This is a genomic window from Arthrobacter sp. H14, assembly GCF_000520495.1.
Lineage (GTDB): Bacteria > Actinomycetota > Actinomycetes > Actinomycetales > Micrococcaceae > Arthrobacter_C.
Genome location: NZ_KI914630.1, coordinates 27,569 through 43,717 on the forward strand (window position 1 = coordinate 27,569; position 16,149 = coordinate 43,717).

Consider the following 16,149-nt stretch of genomic DNA (forward strand, 5'->3'; position numbering starts at 1 on the left):
CCGGGAATGTTCTACGATGTGTAGAAGTTACTGTTTCTACGGAGTGTAGAAAACTTAGGAACTCGCGTCGGACACCGCATTTCCCCGTCCGGCTCTTCGGTTGTGAGGACGGCTGATGGAAGCTCTGGAACTGGCCCGCTGGCAATTCGGCATCACCACGGTGTACCACTTTCTGATGGTGCCGCTGACGATCAGCCTTGGCCTGGTCGTCGCCGTCATGCAGACCATGTGGGTCCGCACCGGCAAGGCGCAATACCTGCGGATGACGAAGTTCTGGGGGAAGCTCTTCCTGATCAACTTCATCATGGGAGTGGCCACCGGTCTGGTCCAGGAGTTCCAGTTCGGCATGGCGTGGAGCGAATATTCGCGCTTCGTCGGCGACGTCTTCGGGGCGCCGCTGGCGATGGAGTCCCTGCTGGCATTCTTCGTGGAGTCGACGTTCCTCGGCCTGTGGATCTTTGGCTGGGACCGGCTGCCCAAGAAGCTGCACCTCGCGACAATCTGGTCCGCAGCACTGGCCTCCATCATGTCCGCGTACTTCATCCTCGCCGCGAACTCCTGGATGCAGCACCCCGTCGGCGTGGAGATGGTCGATGGCCGCCCGGTCCTGAACGACATCTGGGCCGTCCTGACCAACAGCACCCTCCTCGTCGCTTTCCCGCACACGATATTCGGCGCCTTCTCCGTGGCGGGCGGCTTCCTGCTCGGCATCAGCTGGTACCACCTATGGAAGCGCCGCAAGGATGGCATCGACATGGTGGACGACGGCGGCAAGGTCCTCGTCGGAGACGTCAAGGCCACCGGACGCGACGCCGCCGACCATCACGTCTGGCTCCGTTCGCTGCGGATCGGTGCCGTCGTGGCCGTCGTATCCTTTGCCGGCGTCGCCATCACCGGCGATATGCAGGCGAAGCTCATGTTCGAGCAGCAGCCGATGAAAATGGCCGCCGCGGAGGCTGCCTGCCACGACGGAACCGGCTTCTCCGTCCTGTCCGTGGGCAATCTCGGTTCCCAAAACTGCGACGACATTGTCGCCGTCGTCGAGGTCCCCGGCATGCTCTCCTTCATGGCCAACGGCGACTTCAACACCGAGGTCCAGGGCGTGAATTCGCTGCTGCCTGAGTACCAGGAGAAGTTCGGCACGCACCTCCCGGACAACCCCATCTACGGCGAGCGCGCGGGATCGAAAATCGACTACGTCCCGGTCATGGAAGTCACGTACTGGGGCTTCCGCATCATGATTACGTTCGGAGCGATCGCCGCCGCCGCTGCGGCCGCAGCCCTGTATGTCACGCGCAAGGGAACCGTGCCGCAGTCGAAGTGGCTGATGCGGCTGGCGGTTTTCGGGATCCTCGCACCCTTCGGCGCCAACTCGGCCGGTTGGATCTTCACCGAGATGGGCCGCCAACCCTTCGTCGTCGCCCCCAACCCGGACCCGAACGGCATCGACAATGTCTTCATGTTCACCGCGGCGGCCATCTCCCCCGGCGTCTCCGCCGGTGAACTCCTGACCTCCATGATTGCCTTCACCACCGTCTACGGCGTCCTGCTGGTTGTGGAGGTCAAGATGCTCTTCACCTACGTCCGCGGCGGCGTCCCCTCGGCCATGCCGGAACTGCTGGCCGACGCAAAGCACCCGCACGACGACGGTGACGGCACCGATGGCGACGGCAAGGACAAAGACGATGTGCTCGCCTTCGCCTACTGACCTGTCCGAGGCAACACCGATTCCCGCTACACCCGGCGCAACCACAGCCGAACGGCCCCGTCCCCGCACCAAGCCCCTGGAGAACTGAGATGGAATTCCTGCCAACCCTCTGGTTTGTCATCATCGCCTACCTGTGGACCGGCTACCTCCTGCTGGAGGGCTTCGATCTGGGCGTCGGGATGCTGATGAAGCTGTTCGCCCGGAACAACGACGAACGCCGCGTGCTGCTGAACACCGTCGGCCCCGTCTGGGACGGGAACGAGGTCTGGCTGATCACCGCCGGCGCCGCCACCTTCGCGGCCTTCCCGCTGTGGTACGCCTCCCTGTTCTCCACCCTTTACCTGCCGCTGCTGGCCGTGCTGATCGGACTGATCTTCCGCGCCGTCGCGTTCGAGTACCGGGGCAAGGTCGATTCGGCCGCCTGGCGGAACCGCTGGGACTGGGCGATCGCCCTCGGTTCGTTCGTGTCGGCCTTCGGCGTCGGTGCCGCCCTGGCGCTGACCACCACCGGCCTGCCGATTAACGCGAACGGCGACCGCGAGGGCGGTCCCTTCTCCTGGTTCAGTGGCTACGCGCTGCTGGGCGGGTCCGGCGTCGTCCTCTTCTGCCTGGTCCACGCCGCGGCGTTCCTTGTCCTCAAGACCGACGGCGATATCCGCCTCCGTGCCCGCCGGCTGTTGCTGACGTGGCTGCCGGTGGGGTTGCTGCCGATGGCGGCCTGGGCGATCGTGGTTCATCTCGACGGCGGCAAGCTCGTCACCTGGCTGACTCTCGGCGCCGCGGTGGCCGGCGCGGTCTTCGCCTGGCGGATGGCTTCCCGGCAGCGGGACGGCCTGAGTTTCACCGGGATGGCGGTTTTCCTGGCCGGCGGCACCGCGACCATCTTCACCGCCGCCTTCCCCGTCGTCCTGCCCTCGACCATCAGCGAAGCCTTCGATCTCACGGTCACCAACGCGTCGTCGTCGGATTATACGTTGACGGTGATGAGCGTTGTCGGGCTGGTCGGCCTGCCGTCGGTGCTCGTCTACCAGGGCTGGACCTACTGGGTATTCCGCCGCCGCGTCAGCAGCGGCAGCATCCCGCAGGCACACTCGGTGACAGCACAATGAAACCTGTCCTGCCGGTCAGCACCACCAGCCGGCGCGCGCTTTATCTGCTCGGCCTGCTCGCCGCCCTCAAGGCCGCCGGTCTGGTCCTGATCGCCCAGGCCGTCGCCACCGGAATCGCATCCCTGGCTGCGGGCGCGGTCGATTGGACCGGGCTCCTCGTCGAAGGCATCCTCGGGGCGATCCTCCGCTCGCTCGCCGTCTGGGGGCAGGAATCCACCGCGCAACGGGCCGCCGCAGGAGTGAAGGAAGAGCTTCGCTCCGCGTTGACCACCAGGGTGATGGACGACGGCGGCAAGGCAGCGGGGATGGGCACCGGCGCCTTGAGCGTGTTGCTCACCCGCGGACTGGATGGGCTGGACAACTACTACACGAAGTACCTGCCGGCACTGGTCATGTGCGCGGTTGTTCCGCTGCTGATCGGCGCGCGGATCCTGTTCGCCGACTGGATCAGCGCCGTCGTCGTCGTGCTGACCGTGCCGCTGGTGCCGGTGTTCATGATCCTGATCGGTCTGCACACGCAGGACAAGGTCAGGGAAGCATCCGCGTCGCTGGACCGGCTCTCGGACCACCTGCTCGAACTCGCGCGCGGACTGCCGGTGCTGGTGGGGCTCGGCCGGGCGGGTGCGCAGACCAGGGCACTGCGCGACGTAGCCGAAGAGTACCGCTCCCGGACGATGGAGACGCTAAAGGTCGCGTTCCTGTCCTCGCTGGCGCTGGAGCTGATCGCAACCATCTCGGTTGCGGTGGTGGCGGTGTTCATAGGCATCCGGCTCCTGAACGGCGATATGGGCCTGGAACTCGGCCTGCTCGCGCTTATTCTCGCGCCGGAATGCTACCAACCGCTCCGGGACCTCGGTGCCGCACACCATGCCAGCGAGGACGGGCTGGACGCCCTGGAACGTACCCGTCAGGTAACCGATGCGCCGCCGGTGCGGCGGCTGGTGCCGGACGGTTCCGGCGAGCATCAGAGGGGCCGCGACCTGACGGTTCGGGGATTGTCCATCGGGTATGAAAGCCGCGACGGCAATGTGGTCGAGAACCTGGACTTCACCGTTCCGGCAGGCACGATCACAGCACTCTCCGGCCCGAGCGGCAGCGGCAAAACCTCCGTTCTGAAGGTACTGGCCGGTCTGAGGGGTGACGGATCCGGCTCCCGGATTTCCGGCACCATCACCGGAGCGGACCGCGGCTCAATCGCCTGGATCCCCCAGCATCCGGTTCTGACGGCTCCCACTGTCGTCGAAGAAATCGGGCTCTACTCAGGACTGGCCGGCGGTCAGGAACGACACGACGCAGCCGTCCGCGCCCTGGACAAACTACACTCGGCCGGCCTGCTCGACATTCCGACCGGTGAACTCAGTCCGGGCGAGCTGCGGCGCGTGGCCGTGGCGAGGGCGCTGGCCCGGCTGGAGAACACCGACGCCTACCTGTTGCTGGCCGACGAGCCAACAGCACACCTGGACGATTCCAGCGCCCGCGCCATCGAGTCCGCGCTGGCAGCATTGCGCGGCCGGATCACGATGGTGCTCATCGCGCACAACCCGGCGACCGCTGCGCTCGCTGACCAGGTGATCCCGGTCGGGGTGGACTTGCCCGTCGAGCACACCTTCCACAACCTGGCTCATGCTGGCAATGGCGGATTCACCCAGCCGATAACCGACTCCACCTGGTCCTCTTCGTCGGCAGTCGGCAGCATCGACAACAAAACCTCCGCCGTCGGACCGTCGTCGAACTTGCCGGAAACGCCGGATCCGGCGCCCGCACCTAAGCAACCACTGCTGCGGAACCTGGCCATGCTGCGGCCCTGGAGCAGGCAGTTCATCGCTGCCCTATTGTTCGGCACCGGCGCGGCGCTGTTTGCCGTGGCCCTGGCCGCACTGTCCGGTTGGCTGATTGTCCGTGCCAGCGAACAACCTCCCATCCTGTACCTCCTAACCGCCATCGTGGGAGTCCGGTTCTTCGGGATTGGCCGCTCTGTGTTCCGCTACTGGGAGCGTCTGCGCCTGCACGATGCGGTATTCCGGAGCACGAACGCTTTGCGGCTCCGGCTCTGGAACGGTCTGCTCGAGCACCCGGCGGCCTGGCGGAAGCTGGCCCGCGGCGGCGGAGTACTGGAGAAGCTGGTCGGCGATGTCGATGAGCTCCGCGATCTCGCCCCACGGGCGGTATTCACGCCTTTGGTCGGAGTGGCGACGGCGGCCGTCTCGTGCGCCGTTACGGCTGTGGCGGTGCCGGCCGGACTGCCCTGGCAACTGTTGCTGTCCGCCGTCTGCCTGTTCGCCGCTCCGGCCCTGGCTCTCACCGCAGACCGGGCTGCCCGACGTGCCACGGTTGAGGTGAAGGCCAACATGTTGAACGCTTCGTCCCGGATGTTGGCCGCGGCGGAAGACCTGACCGCTAATGCTGTAGCGAATACCGTGCGTGCCGACGTCGGGAAGCTCGATGCGGCTCTCACTTCAAGGCTGCAGCGCAGTGCCTGGGCGCAAGGTCTGGCCAACGCGCTCACCGCCCTGGCCTGCTCGCTGAGCGCACTGGCCATGCTTGGCGCCGCGGGTAACGTGCCGGCCGGGGTCGCCGCCGTCGTCGTTCTGATGCAACTGGCCCTGATCGAGCCGTTCACCGCTGTCAACACCGCCGCTCAGCAACTCGCGGCCTGGCGCGCGGTCGGTGAGCGGGTGCTGCCGGAGCTTGGATCCGCCGGGGTGCGGTCCGATAACGCCCCACGCAACGTCCACGCGGACCAGAACGGACAGGCGTCTTGGGAGGGCACGCTCTCCACGGCACCAGCTCCGGACAAGGTCCTGGAACTCCGCGACGCCGGCTATAGCTATCCCGGACAAGAGTCACCGATCTTCTCATCCCTGTCACTCGAACTCCCCCGGGGTCGATGGCTGGCCGTGACCGGTCCTTCCGGGAGTGGAAAATCGACCCTGCTCGGCGTGCTGCTCGGATTCCTGCCGCTCGACCATGGAAGCTATCTGACGGCAAATGTCTCCGCAGACTCCGCCGTTTCAGCGGGCACCATCCCGCGGATCGCGTGGTGCCCCCAGGAGGCACACCTGTTCAACTCGAGCATCCGGGCCAATCTCGTCCTCGCGCGCAGTGCCGGTGATCCTCCGTCGGAGGCGGAAATCCAGGCCGCTTTGGACAGCGTCGGTTTAGGCGGCTTCGTTCGCGGCCTGCCGGACGGGACTGCTACCTCGATCGGACCGGGCGGTACCTGGCTCTCCGGCGGCCAACGTCAGCGCCTGGCCGTGGCCCGCGCTCTGTTGACCGAGGCCGACATCGTGCTCTTGGACGAACCGACGGCACATCTCGACCGGGAATCCGCAGGGCAACTCCTCACAGATCTGCGCCGCGGCCTGGCCGGCAAATCCGTCGTCATGGTGACGCACAATCCTGAGGACGCGGCGGTCTGTGACGACCTCCTTGAACTGCTGCAGGGTGCGGAGTCGGAGGACACGGAAAGCGGGACAAAAGCGGGGAACACTGAGGCGGGCGCCACTAGTGATGAGGAATTCGATGATGCGGGGACCTCCAAAATGGAACCGCAATTCGACAGAGTCTAGAAAGCTCCCAGTTGGGACATTTCGACATGCGCGCGCAGGGTTAAATGTCCCAAACGGGAGCATTCCCGAATCCCTGCGACGATCCGTCCTCAAGAGACGTGGAATCTCCGACGGCGGTGGCAACAGGACGGCGGCCGGACCACCACCGACGGGACCCGTCCTTAGACGATCCGCTCCGGATGGGTGTACGCGTTGAGGGAGGTTCCGCGGCTGAAGCCCACCAGGGTCATGCCCACCGATTCGGCGAGCTCGACTGCCAGCGATGACGGTGCACTCACGGCGGCAAGGGCCGGAATGCCCGCCAGGTACGCCTTCTGCACCAGCTCGAACGACGCCCGGCCGGAAACCTGCAGCACCGTCCGGGCAAGCGGCAGCCGGCCCTCGCGCAACGCCCAACCCACGACCTTGTCGACCGCGTTGTGCCTGCCGACGTCTTCGCGCAGGCAGAGCAGTTCGCCGTCTGCGGTGAATAGCCCGGCCGCGTGCACGCCGCCGGTGCGGTCGAAAACCTTCTGCCGCTTCCGCAAGGTATCCGGCAGCCCGGCCAGCACCTGCACCCCGATCTGCAGCGGATCGGTATCGATCGCAAAGCGCGACGTCTTCCGCACCGCATCGATGGATGCCGTCCCGCAGATGCCGCACGAGCTGCTGGTGTAGACGTGCCGCTCCAGACTGGTATCGGGCGGCGCCACACCGGGGGCAAGCTGGGCTTCGATGACGTTGAACGTTTGCCGTCCGGTCTCGTCCTCCCCCGCGCAGAAACGCATCGTCGACAGCTGCTCTGCTTCGGAAATGATCCCCTCGGAGACCAGGAAACCGGCCACCAGATCGAAGTCGTCGCCCGGTGTGCGCATGGTTACCGAGAACGGGGTGCCATTGACGCGGATCTCCAGCGGCTCCTCCGCCGCCGTCGTGTCCTCACGGGTGCGCACCGGGCCACCGACGGTGAACTTCGTGACCGTTATGCGCTGTGTAACTCTGCCCATGTTTCCTCCGTCCAGGCCGATACTGAAACTCTACCGGCCACCGGCGCGGTCGGTTATTCGGTCGGGATTTTCCACGGCAACGGGATCGTCGTCACGCTCTCGCCCGCCGTCAGGCCATCCGCCGGAACCACCATGACGCCGTCTGCCGCGGCCAATCCGCGCATCATGCCCGAACCCTGCCACTTGGAGGGTACAGCCATGCCGTCCTCTAACGTGAAGGAGATCAACCGGTCCCGCCCCGGCATTCCCGGCATGTCCTGGCCGGCGACGACGGCACCTAGCAACGGCCGCGGCGCACCTTGGATGCCGGCCAGCAGCGGGCGGACCAGCGTCAGGATGGTCATCATCGCGGCCAACGGATTACCCGGCAGCCCTACGAGGTAACGCCCGTCCGGCAGCCTGGCGAGCAGTCCGGGATGGCCCGGACGGATGGAAAGCCCATCGATCAGGATCTCCGCCTCGAGCTCCGTCAATGCCGCCCGCAGATGATCGGCATGCGAAATACCGGTTCCTCCGGTGGTGATGACGACGTCGGCACCCCCCTCGCGGATGGAGGCGACAGTGCTTGCCTGCCCGGCCAGGGCCTGGACCACATGATGCAGGTTATCCGCGATCCGGTGCTGGGCCACGAGATCGCCGCCGAGCATATTAATGAAGGAAGGCAGCTGTGGGCCGAACGTGTCACGGACCTGCCCTGGTTCAGGCAGTCCTGACTCGACCACCTCATCACCGGTCATCACCAGCGCCACCTGCGGCGCCCGCAGAACCGGCAGGTCATCGTGGCCGCAGACGGCCGCGAGGGCAATGTGCGGCGGAGAAACCACCGTTCCGGCGGTCAACATCGTCTCTCCCTCGTACGCTTCTTCCCCGGCCGGGCGTATGTGCTGGCCGGGTTCAGGTTCCCCGGGCCTGGCATGCTCGTTCACGGACAGCGTCGCGTTTTCAATCCGGGCGTGCTCAGCCCGCAACACGGACGTCGTGCCGCGCGGAATAAGCCCTCCGGTCACGATCGAGCAGGCCTGCCCGGATTCGAGTTCCTGCGCATACTCCCGCAGCTCCCACGGTCCGCGACCGCAGACGGCCCAGCCATCCATCGCGGCGGAGTCGTAGTGTGGCACCTCTGTCAGCGCCAACATGTCCTCCGCAAGGGTGTGCCCGATGGTCTCGGCAAGCGGAAGGGTTTGCGGAACCTTCGACTCTGGCAATTGGAACGCAAAGTTGAAGGCATCGGTCCAGTTCGGTCGTACAAGCTGCTCAGCCATCAGGGCTTCCTCCCTTCCGGCGTGCCACTGCCAAACGTGGCCTGGACTGCCTCCTGCGCCTGGGCAGCCGAGGCGTCCTCGCCGGCTGTATCGAGCCCGCTTCCGTCCCCGGCGCCTTCTCCGCGCCCGGCGTCTGTCCCGCTTCCATGTCCAGCTTTTGGACTGCGGCCGCCGGCACCAGGCCCACTGCCGCCGTCGTCGTCCTGCTTTGCCTCACGCACCAGCCGGCGCGCAACCTCACTGGCGGAGCGGATCGCGACGTCGTCCGAAGCCTGTCCGGTGGCCGATGCACAGCCTGCGGCATAACCGACAATGAAGGTCGTCAGCGGAGCCGCGGGCCGCACCACCGCATGGGCCGCCTCGCCGGCGAGAGCCAGCACCTCGTCAATGTCGACCTCGAGTCCCTGCAGTTCCAGCGCTTCTATCAACTGCCGGCACCACGGTTCGAGAATCTGTTTCTGGTCAGTCAAGGCCATCTCCTTTTGCTTGCACAGCCGCTGCCGGTTGCTGGACAGCTTATGCCGGACCGTCAATGCCGAACGTCCGCGCATCGTCCCAAGTGTCGACGTCGCGGGTAGCGGGCGCGGCAACGGTGACCGGCACTACCTGCAGACTAGCAACCAGCCGGAAGACTGACATCCCTGTGACGCCGCCGCCCTCCCGTCGCTGCCGCACGGCTTCGGTCAGCGCGGCTGTTTTATACAGTGCAGCGAGCGGCTGCAGCTTGGCCATCCCGTCCTGCGCCATCACGCCGTCCGCGCCGGAGGCGGCCGCACCCTTTCCGGTCCTGGCCAGCGATGCCGTTGCCGTCAGTAAGTACTGCATGGCGGTGCGGGCATAGGGCATATCGCAGGCCAGGACGGCGGTGTATTCCGCTGCGCTGCCGGCCAGTTCGTCCACTCCGGCGGCGATTGCGGCGGCAGGACCGGAAAACGGCGGGTCCTCGCGGGCACTCCGCACGCCCTCCGGCAGCTCAGCAGCAGAAAAGGGACCAACGACGACGACGGCGCCGGCCCCCTCGACAGCGGCCAGTGTGCGCGCGAGGAGCGTGCCGCCGTCGAACATCAGTGACGCCTTGTCCACGCCGCCGAGCCGGGACGAACGGCCCCCAGCCAGGATGATCGCATCGAAGTCGACGCTGTCTGCGGGGCTACGCTGCATTATTGAGGAATTCCCTCCATTGTGGAGCCGGCCGTTCCAGCTCCTTGATCTGCCAGCGGGACCCGCGCGGTGGCTTCGGCAGGACCCGGAGCTCCCATCCCATCTCACGGAGCGTGTGGTCGTCCTTGGCGTTATTGCAGCGCAGGCAGCAGGCGACGAGGTTCTCCCAGGTTTCGGCTCCGCCGCGCGACTTGGGCACGATGTGGTCAATGGTGCTGGCCGGTTTGCCGCAGTAGCCGCAGAGGTGATTGTCCCGGCGGAGGACTCCGCGGCGCGTCACCGGGGCACCTTCACGGTAGGGAACCTTCACGTAGCGGTTGAGCAGAATCACGGATGGCCGGGCCAGGATTTCATTGGGCCCCACGACGGGATCGCCGGCCTCGGCAATAATGCTTGCCTTGCCACCGAGCACAAGGACGATCGCCCGGCGGAAGGTGACAACCGCCAGCGGCTCATATCCAGCATTGAGAACGAGTGTGCGCATGCACGTACCTCTTCGCGCCGGACCTGCGCCCACCGGACCGGTCGTGCCGGTTCAATGCCCGCAGGTCTTGGATCAACAAGCCAAGAGTAAACGAGATTTGCGCCGGTGTGCCAGTTATTCACCGCTGGGGGACGACCAAAGGCCCCCGCCGAAGCGGGAGCCTTTGCCATTAATACTGTTACTACTGTCCAGTCTGGACCGAATCCGGTTCGATCAGCCGTTCACGTGGATGTAAACCGCGCCGGAGCCGACATTGACGGAAGCCAGGACGGTCTTGCCGCCTTCCCATCCGCCGTGGACGGCCTGTCCGTTGCCAACGTAGACCGCGATGTGCGCCATGCCCATGCCGCCGTCCGCGTAGTAGACCAGGTCGCCCGGCTGGGCCTGCGATGCGCTGACCTGGTTGCCGAGGGAGAAGTAGGAGTCCGGCCAGCCGTGGTGGTTGATGCCGACGGCGGCGAGGGCGTTGGTGACCAGCATGGTGCAGTCCTGGCTCACGCCGAGCTGGGCATACGCTGCGGAAGCAATTCCCGCGGCAACTCCGCTGGAGGAAGGAGCCTTCTGCTGTGCGGGCTCCGGCGCCGACTTGGCGGCGGGCTGAGTGGAAGCTGTGCTTGTCGTGTCTGCTGTGACAGCGGCGGCTGGCTCGCTCTGGGCAGGTGCCGGAGCCGGCGCCGGTGCCGGTGCCGGGGCCGGGGCTTCCACAGGTTCTGCGACAGCGGGCTCGACGACGTTGGACTGCGGGGCAACAACCGGTTCCGGCGCTTCAACGACCGGAGCGGGAGCCGAGCGGACATCCGGCCGGTCAAAAGAGATCTTCGCCGCAGCGGGAGCGTTGACCTGGACGGCGGAAGCGGTCTGGATCTGCAGCTCCGATGCTGCCGATGCCTCGCGGTTAACGTCGCCCTGGGCGGCGGTCGCGGAAACGCCGGTGACCAGCACCATTCCGGAGGCAGCGGCGACGACGGCGGCCTGGCGGCCCATGCTGCCGGCGTTGGAACTGACCGCCTTGGCGATGCTGCTCAGTGCGGTGGGCTGGGCCGGCGCCCGGTGGCGGGCAATGGTTGCGCTGGTCGACATTGTGGAATGCGCTCTCTTTCGTTTTCTAGCTGCTCACAGCCTGTGGATACTAACGGCGGTGGAATTGCAGCGGGCCACCGTTCCCGTCGAAGCTTTTTCTTGGGGCGCCCTACGGGAGGGTGTAGAAACCCGAGACCGGCATGGCGCTGACTGCATGCAGCAGGGTGCCGTCCGAGGGGTTGAGGGCCGAGATCATCTGGCCGTTGCCGACATAAATGCCGACGTGCGCTCCGCCGCGCTGGACCACCAGGTCGCCCGGCTTCGGGTTACTGGTGGGAGTCATGGCCGACCACTGGTTGACACGGGGAATGCTTTTGCCGGCCTGGGCGTAGGCCCACTGCACGAAGCCGGAGCAGTCCCAGCCGGCGGTCGGGCTGGTTCCGCCGTAGACGTACGGGTTGCCGATTCCGGCGTAGGCCGCACCGGCAACGCTCGAGTTACCGGCCGAAACAGCTGCGGCGGGTTCCGGCTTGGGCTCAGGCTGTGGCGCCTCTTCCACCACGGGAGCGGGCGCCTCGACTTCGACGTCGACGGCTGGCTCCGCGGTTTCGGTGGACTGGACACTCACCTCGGCAGGGGCGGCGGGAGCTACGGGAGCGGCTTCGGAGGTGACGGAAGCACGCTCGAAGGAAATCCTGGTGTCGGCCGGAACGCTGACGTCCACGGTCACCGGCTGCGCTGCGGTGACGGCGGTGAAGGAGTTCGCTTCACGTTCGGCGTCGGAAGCCTGTGCCGGCACTCCAACGGTCAGGACCAGGCCCGAAGCTGCGGCGATAACGGCTGCCTGGCGACCCATGGATCTGGCATTGGATGACACTGCCTGCGAGATTGCCGCCAGCGGATTACTGCGACCCCGGGCAGCACGATGGCGCCCCAAAGTAGAGCTAGAAGACACGTTTGAGCCTCTCCCATAGCCTGCGGGGTGAGCTGTCGGATTCGGATGGGAGTCACCCGGCCGCACGACATCAAGGAAAATTTCCCAGGATGCCGGTACGACTTAACCCCTAGGACTTCTTGCGAAGCCCGATAATGGTTCCCCCGCCTCTGCCAGACGAATAGTTGCGAACGGACCTTGGCACAGTGACAGAGTTAGGCAATCTGTCCAAGAGTGCCAAACCCCTCTGGAAATTGGCACGAGTAAGACGGTACCCCAGATCTATATCGATGTCACGCTGAGGTCACGGGAAGGTGTCATTTCGATACAACACGGTAACGACGGTCCTCTGGGCCGGCGGGAATAACCGCTGGTCAGAGGGTGGTTGGCGGGGTAGCTTTGACCGTAAAAACAAATCGGACATTATCAGTGTGTCGGTGCGTTTCGGACGTGTTGCGACCTTTAAAAGCGAATGCACCGCCGGAAACCGGCGGTGCATTCGATGGCTCCGGCGGAGCCGGAACCATCCTGTGAAGGCCGTCTTACATGGTGTAGAAGCCCGTTACTGACATGGCGCTCACGTCGTGCACGAGGGTTCCCTGGCTCGGGTTCAAAGCGCTGACCATCTTGCCGCCGCCAATGTAGATGCCAACGTGGCTTTGGCCGTTCTGGACAACCAGGTCACCCGGCTGCGGGTTACTGGTCGGCGTCATGGCCGCCCACTGGTTGGTGCGCGGCAGGTCAATACCGTTCTGGGCGTATACCCACTGAACGAAGCCTGAGCAGTCCCAACCGGCGCTCGGGCTGGTGCCGCCGTAGACGTACGGCGATCCAACCATGGACTGGGCAGTGCCAGCGATTCCCGCGGTGGAAACCGACGCTCCAAGCGCCTGGGCTCCGCTGGAGGCCGTGCTCAATCCGGTCGTGTTATCGGCAGGCGCCGGAGCCGGTGCGGGCGCAGGCGCTGGCGCTGGAGCCGGCGCAGCTGCCGGTGCGGGCGCTGGAGCCGGTGCGGGCGCTGGAGCCGGTGCGGTCGCTGGAGCCGGGGCAGCCGCCGGAGCGGGAGCCGGAGTACCCGACAGGTTGACGACGTCGCCCGGGTAGATAACGGAGTTCCATCCAAGACCGTTCAGCGAGAACACAGTCTCCAGGCTGACGTTATTGGCTGCGGCGATCTTTCCCAGCGTGTCGCCGGACTTCACCGTGTAGCTGCCTGAATTGCTGGAAGCGCTGGAAACGTTGGCGGAAGCGCCGGCCGAGCCTGAGAACTCAATGCTGTCGCCAGGGTAGATGACCGAGTTGGCACCGAGGCCGTTCAGCGAGAACACTGACTCAACACTGACGCCATGCTGAGCCGCGATTCCGCTGAGCGTGTCGCCCGACTTGACGTTGTGCTCGGCGGCGTTCGCCGGAACAGCGAGGCCGAACATCATGCCGGACGCGGCAGCAACCACTGCTACCGGGCGGCCGATGGCGCCTGCATTGGAGGAGACCGCTTTGGAAACGGACTTCATTGGGCTGACCGGAGTCGCGCGGTGGCGAGCAAGGTTAGGATTTTTGGACACGTAGATTGCCTCTCCCAATGCCTACGGGGTTAGCTGTCGGGTTCGGATGGGAGCCACCCGGACGCATAGACACACAAACGTTGTGCGCTTTACCTATGCGTCTTAACCCCAAGGACTTCTGACGAAGCCCGCTATTTGGTTCCCCCGCCCCTGTCAGATGCTGTTGCGAACGGACCTTGCGACAGTGACAGGGTTAGGCAAACTGTCCAAGGGCGCCGACGCTACTGGAAGCCGGCACGCGGACCAGCCTACATCACGGAACGGTAACTTGTCACACTATGGTCACGACACGGCGATCCGCGGCGATTTACGGCGTTTCAGCGCCCTGCGGTGCTAAGCACTCCCGCTCTGTTACAGCCATCCGAGAGGGTCAACAGTCGTGCCGTTGACCACGACCTCAAAATGCAGATGACACCCGGTGGACGCTCCGGTGGTTCCGCTCACTCCGACTGCCTGGCCGCGGGAAACGGACTGGCCGGCGGAGACCGCTATGGAGGAGAGATGGTTATAGGTGGTTTCGAGCCCGCCGCCGTGGTCGACGACGATGCGGTTGCCGCCTCCGAACGGGTGCCATCCCGCTTCCTTGACGACGCCTTCGGCGGCAGCGGCCACCTCTGTGCCACAGGCGATGCCGAAGTCCTGGCCGGTGTGCATTTCTCCGGCAAGTCCGGTGATTGGGCTGGTCCGGGGGCCGAAGCTGGAAGTCATATTCGATGCCGGCACGGGCATGTCCAACGTTCCACCCGAGGCCGCTGGCTCGGCTTCGCCCGAGGCCGCAGTCATAACGCTTGCCAGCTTCTTCTCCGGATCAAAGCTGCTGGTGACGCCGGAGCGCACAAAGGAAACGGTGGCGTTGTCGGAGGCTTTGACGGGAGAGACCACGTCCGGCCCGGAGGAGCTGCTTACTTCGGCTGATGCCGTCAGGGCCTTCTGTGCCTTCTGCGTCTCTGCCGGCTCACCCGCGGCCGTTACTGTCGCCGTCGGAACCGCCACTGCCATTGCCAACCCGGAAGCGGCGACGACGATGGCCGCCTTCTGCCCCACGCCACCTACGGCCTGCGTGGCTGCCCAGGAGATTTGCCCCAGTTGGCTCCGGCTGCGCCGTGCAGCGCGCTGAGCATCCCTTGGGCGTGGCTCCACAACGGGAGCGGACGCGCGGCGGCGCCCGTGTACCTTGTGCCTCGACAAAGCTGTTCCTCTCGTACCGGCCTGCGGAGTTAGCTGTCGGATTCGAGTCTGAGAGCGACTCGGCCCGCACTAAACGCACAACCCTGTACCGCCTTGCGGCTCAGGATGTGCGTTCTGCCGGGCTTCACCCCAAGATGCATCTGCGGAATCCAGTTGGAATCCGCAGTTCTGCACCGATTGGTGGGTCCCCCGCCCCTGCCGTAATGATCGGAAGCTGATCCGCCGGCAGGGTTTGGCATACAGATCAGCTGACGCTTCACGATCAGCGCCAGTGATCAACTATAGGGCTTCAGAACCAAAGAGACACTTCTGTTATCACGTGTTGTGGATAACACTTCGTCAGGACATGGAGACAAAAACGTGCGCGGCGACTTCGGGAGGAAGTTCCAGGGCACCTTCGATTCCCGGCACGCGAACGGAGATGTATTCGCCGGCCCGCTGCAGGGTGATTTGGGCACCCGGATGCAGGCCGCCGTCGTCGAGTTGTCCCAAGAGTTCCGGCTCCACCTGGATTGGCTCCGAGAGCCGGCAAATGACCACCTTGGACTCCGAGGTATAGCGCGGCATGGCGTCCAACAGGGTAATGACACCGTCCGAGAATGCCCCGGACGTTTCCCCGCCAAGAGCCTCGAGTCCCGGAATCGGATTGCCGTACGGAGACTCGGTGGGCCGCTCGAGTAAATCGTAGAGCCGCCGTTCGACCCGCTCGCTCATAACGTGTTCCCAGCGGCAGGCCTCATCGTGGACGTAGGCCCAGTCCAGCCCGATCACATCAAAGAGCAGCCGCTCGGCAAGGCGGTGCTTGCGCATGACGCCGACGGCGCGGCCGCGGCCCTGTTCTGTGAGTTCCAGGTGCCGGTCACCGGTTACAACCACCAGGCCGTCCCGCTCCATCCGGCCGATCGTCTGGGAGACCGTCGGACCGGAATGGCGGAGTCGCTCGGCTATGCGGGCGCGCAAGGCAATGATGCCCTCTTCCTCCAGCTCAAGGATGGTCCGCAGATACATTTCGGTAGTATCGATCAGATCGGTCACAGAGGGCTCCTTGGGCGCTGCCAGAAAAAAGTCTTGCCCCCTACATTAGCTTATTTGGACAGAGTACAGATAATCGTGCGGACGGGGTGGATGGGGCGGGGGCGGCCGCAATAACACTGTCACGGTTT

General features: G+C 65.3%; 13 protein-coding genes and 3 riboswitches. Of the genes, 3 read left to right on the forward strand and 10 right to left on the reverse strand.

Features of this window, described 5'->3' with window-relative positions:
• Nucleotides 1–115: 115 nt before the first annotated feature.
• From Y707_RS0104075 to cydD, 3 genes are all read left to right on the forward strand, one after another.
• Entirely contained in the window at nt 116–1,708 is a 1,593-nt protein-coding gene (locus Y707_RS0104075) for a cytochrome ubiquinol oxidase subunit I (RefSeq protein ID WP_026534135.1), read from the forward strand.
• Between the two features lie 89 nt (nt 1,709–1,797).
• Nucleotides 1,798–2,817 (forward strand): cytochrome d ubiquinol oxidase subunit II, encoded by a 1,020-nt coding sequence (gene cydB / locus Y707_RS0104080; RefSeq protein ID WP_026534136.1) that lies wholly within the window; start codon nt 1,798–1,800, stop codon nt 2,815–2,817.
• Entirely contained in the window at nt 2,814–6,386 is a 3,573-nt protein-coding gene (gene cydD / locus Y707_RS23305; RefSeq protein ID WP_081744598.1) for a thiol reductant ABC exporter subunit CydD, read from the forward strand. Before cydB ends, cydD begins: the two co-directional genes overlap by 4 nt.
• A gap of 161 nt (nt 6,387–6,547) precedes the next feature.
• On the opposite strand, the gene fdhD is transcribed toward cydD, so the two are convergent.
• The 10 genes from fdhD to Y707_RS0104135 all read right to left on the reverse strand — a co-directional run bounded on the left by fdhD (nt 6,548) and on the right by Y707_RS0104135 (nt 16,021).
• The gene (gene fdhD, locus Y707_RS0104090; RefSeq protein ID WP_026534137.1) at nt 6,548–7,372 is read right to left on the reverse strand and encodes a formate dehydrogenase accessory sulfurtransferase FdhD; all 825 of its coding nucleotides are present in this window, start codon (nt 7,370–7,372) and stop codon (nt 6,548–6,550) included.
• A 53-nt stretch (nt 7,373–7,425) separates the two neighbouring features.
• Nucleotides 7,426–8,634 carry a molybdopterin molybdotransferase MoeA gene (locus tag Y707_RS23310; protein ID WP_051441628.1) on the reverse strand — a complete coding sequence of 403 codons (1,209 nt, stop codon included), beginning with the start codon at nt 8,632–8,634 and terminating at the stop codon, nt 7,426–7,428.
• Complete coding sequence (locus Y707_RS32590) at nt 8,634–9,104, reverse strand: DUF6457 domain-containing protein (protein WP_253905050.1); 471 nt, start codon at nt 9,102–9,104, stop codon at nt 8,634–8,636. Before Y707_RS32590 ends, Y707_RS23310 begins: the two co-directional genes overlap by 1 nt.
• 46 nt (nt 9,105–9,150) lie before the next feature.
• Nucleotides 9,151–9,795: a molybdenum cofactor guanylyltransferase gene (gene mobA / locus Y707_RS32595; protein ID WP_035780244.1), complete on the reverse strand. Its 645-nt coding sequence runs from the start codon at nt 9,793–9,795 to the stop codon at nt 9,151–9,153.
• Complete coding sequence (locus Y707_RS0104110) at nt 9,785–10,279, reverse strand: HNH endonuclease (RefSeq protein ID WP_026534139.1); 495 nt, start codon at nt 10,277–10,279, stop codon at nt 9,785–9,787. The genes mobA and Y707_RS0104110 overlap by 11 nt, the downstream gene beginning before the upstream one ends.
• Nucleotides 10,280–10,492: 213 nt before the next feature.
• A complete protein-coding gene (locus Y707_RS0104115) occupies nt 10,493–11,359 on the reverse strand; it encodes an NlpC/P60 family protein (protein ID WP_026534140.1) in 867 nt (288 codons plus the stop codon).
• Nucleotides 11,360–11,468: 109 nt separating this feature from the next.
• On the reverse strand, nt 11,469–12,155 hold the full coding sequence (locus Y707_RS0104120) for a C40 family peptidase (RefSeq protein WP_081744599.1): 687 nt from the start codon (nt 12,153–12,155) through the stop codon (nt 11,469–11,471).
• A 102-nt stretch (nt 12,156–12,257) separates the two neighbouring features.
• Nucleotides 12,258–12,447, reverse strand: a riboswitch (cyclic di-AMP (ydaO/yuaA leader).
• A 328-nt stretch (nt 12,448–12,775) separates the two neighbouring features.
• Entirely contained in the window at nt 12,776–13,747 is a 972-nt protein-coding gene (locus Y707_RS0104125) for a C40 family peptidase (protein ID WP_253905051.1), read from the reverse strand.
• A 55-nt stretch (nt 13,748–13,802) separates the two neighbouring features.
• Nucleotides 13,803–13,983, reverse strand: a riboswitch (cyclic di-AMP (ydaO/yuaA leader).
• Between the two features lie 166 nt (nt 13,984–14,149).
• Nucleotides 14,150–14,842: a M23 family metallopeptidase gene (locus tag Y707_RS0104130; RefSeq protein WP_253905052.1), complete on the reverse strand. Its 693-nt coding sequence runs from the start codon at nt 14,840–14,842 to the stop codon at nt 14,150–14,152.
• A 147-nt stretch (nt 14,843–14,989) separates the two neighbouring features.
• Nucleotides 14,990–15,234: riboswitch (cyclic di-AMP (ydaO/yuaA leader) on the reverse strand.
• A gap of 91 nt (nt 15,235–15,325) precedes the next feature.
• Nucleotides 15,326–16,021, reverse strand: coding sequence for an iron-dependent transcriptional repressor DtxR (locus Y707_RS0104135; RefSeq protein ID WP_026534144.1), 696 nt, complete (start codon nt 16,019–16,021; stop codon nt 15,326–15,328).
• Between the last annotated feature and the right edge of the window lie 128 nt (nt 16,022–16,149).

Excerpts from the sequence above, each read along its gene's own strand:
- Y707_RS0104120 (WP_081744599.1), bottom strand. The coding sequence starts at position 12,155 with ATGGGTCGCCAGGCAGCCGTTATCGCCGCAGCTTCGGGCCTGGTCCTG.
- Y707_RS0104115 (WP_026534140.1), bottom strand. The coding sequence starts at position 11,359 with ATGTCGACCAGCGCAACCATTGCCCGCCACCGGGCGCCGGCCCAGCCC.
- Y707_RS0104110 (WP_026534139.1), bottom strand. The coding sequence starts at position 10,279 with ATGCGCACACTCGTTCTCAATGCTGGATATGAGCCGCTGGCGGTTGTC.
- cydD (WP_081744598.1), top strand. The coding sequence starts at position 2,814 with ATGAAACCTGTCCTGCCGGTCAGCACCACCAGCCGGCGCGCGCTTTAT.
- cydB (WP_026534136.1), top strand. The coding sequence starts at position 1,798 with ATGGAATTCCTGCCAACCCTCTGGTTTGTCATCATCGCCTACCTGTGG.
- Y707_RS23310 (WP_051441628.1), bottom strand. The coding sequence starts at position 8,634 with ATGGCTGAGCAGCTTGTACGACCGAACTGGACCGATGCCTTCAACTTT.
- Y707_RS0104075 (WP_026534135.1), top strand. The coding sequence starts at position 116 with ATGGAAGCTCTGGAACTGGCCCGCTGGCAATTCGGCATCACCACGGTG.
- Y707_RS0104125 (WP_253905051.1), bottom strand. The coding sequence starts at position 13,747 with ATGAAGTCCGTTTCCAAAGCGGTCTCCTCCAATGCAGGCGCCATCGGC.
- fdhD (WP_026534137.1), bottom strand. The coding sequence starts at position 7,372 with ATGGGCAGAGTTACACAGCGCATAACGGTCACGAAGTTCACCGTCGGT.
- mobA (WP_035780244.1), bottom strand. The coding sequence starts at position 9,795 with ATGCAGCGTAGCCCCGCAGACAGCGTCGACTTCGATGCGATCATCCTG.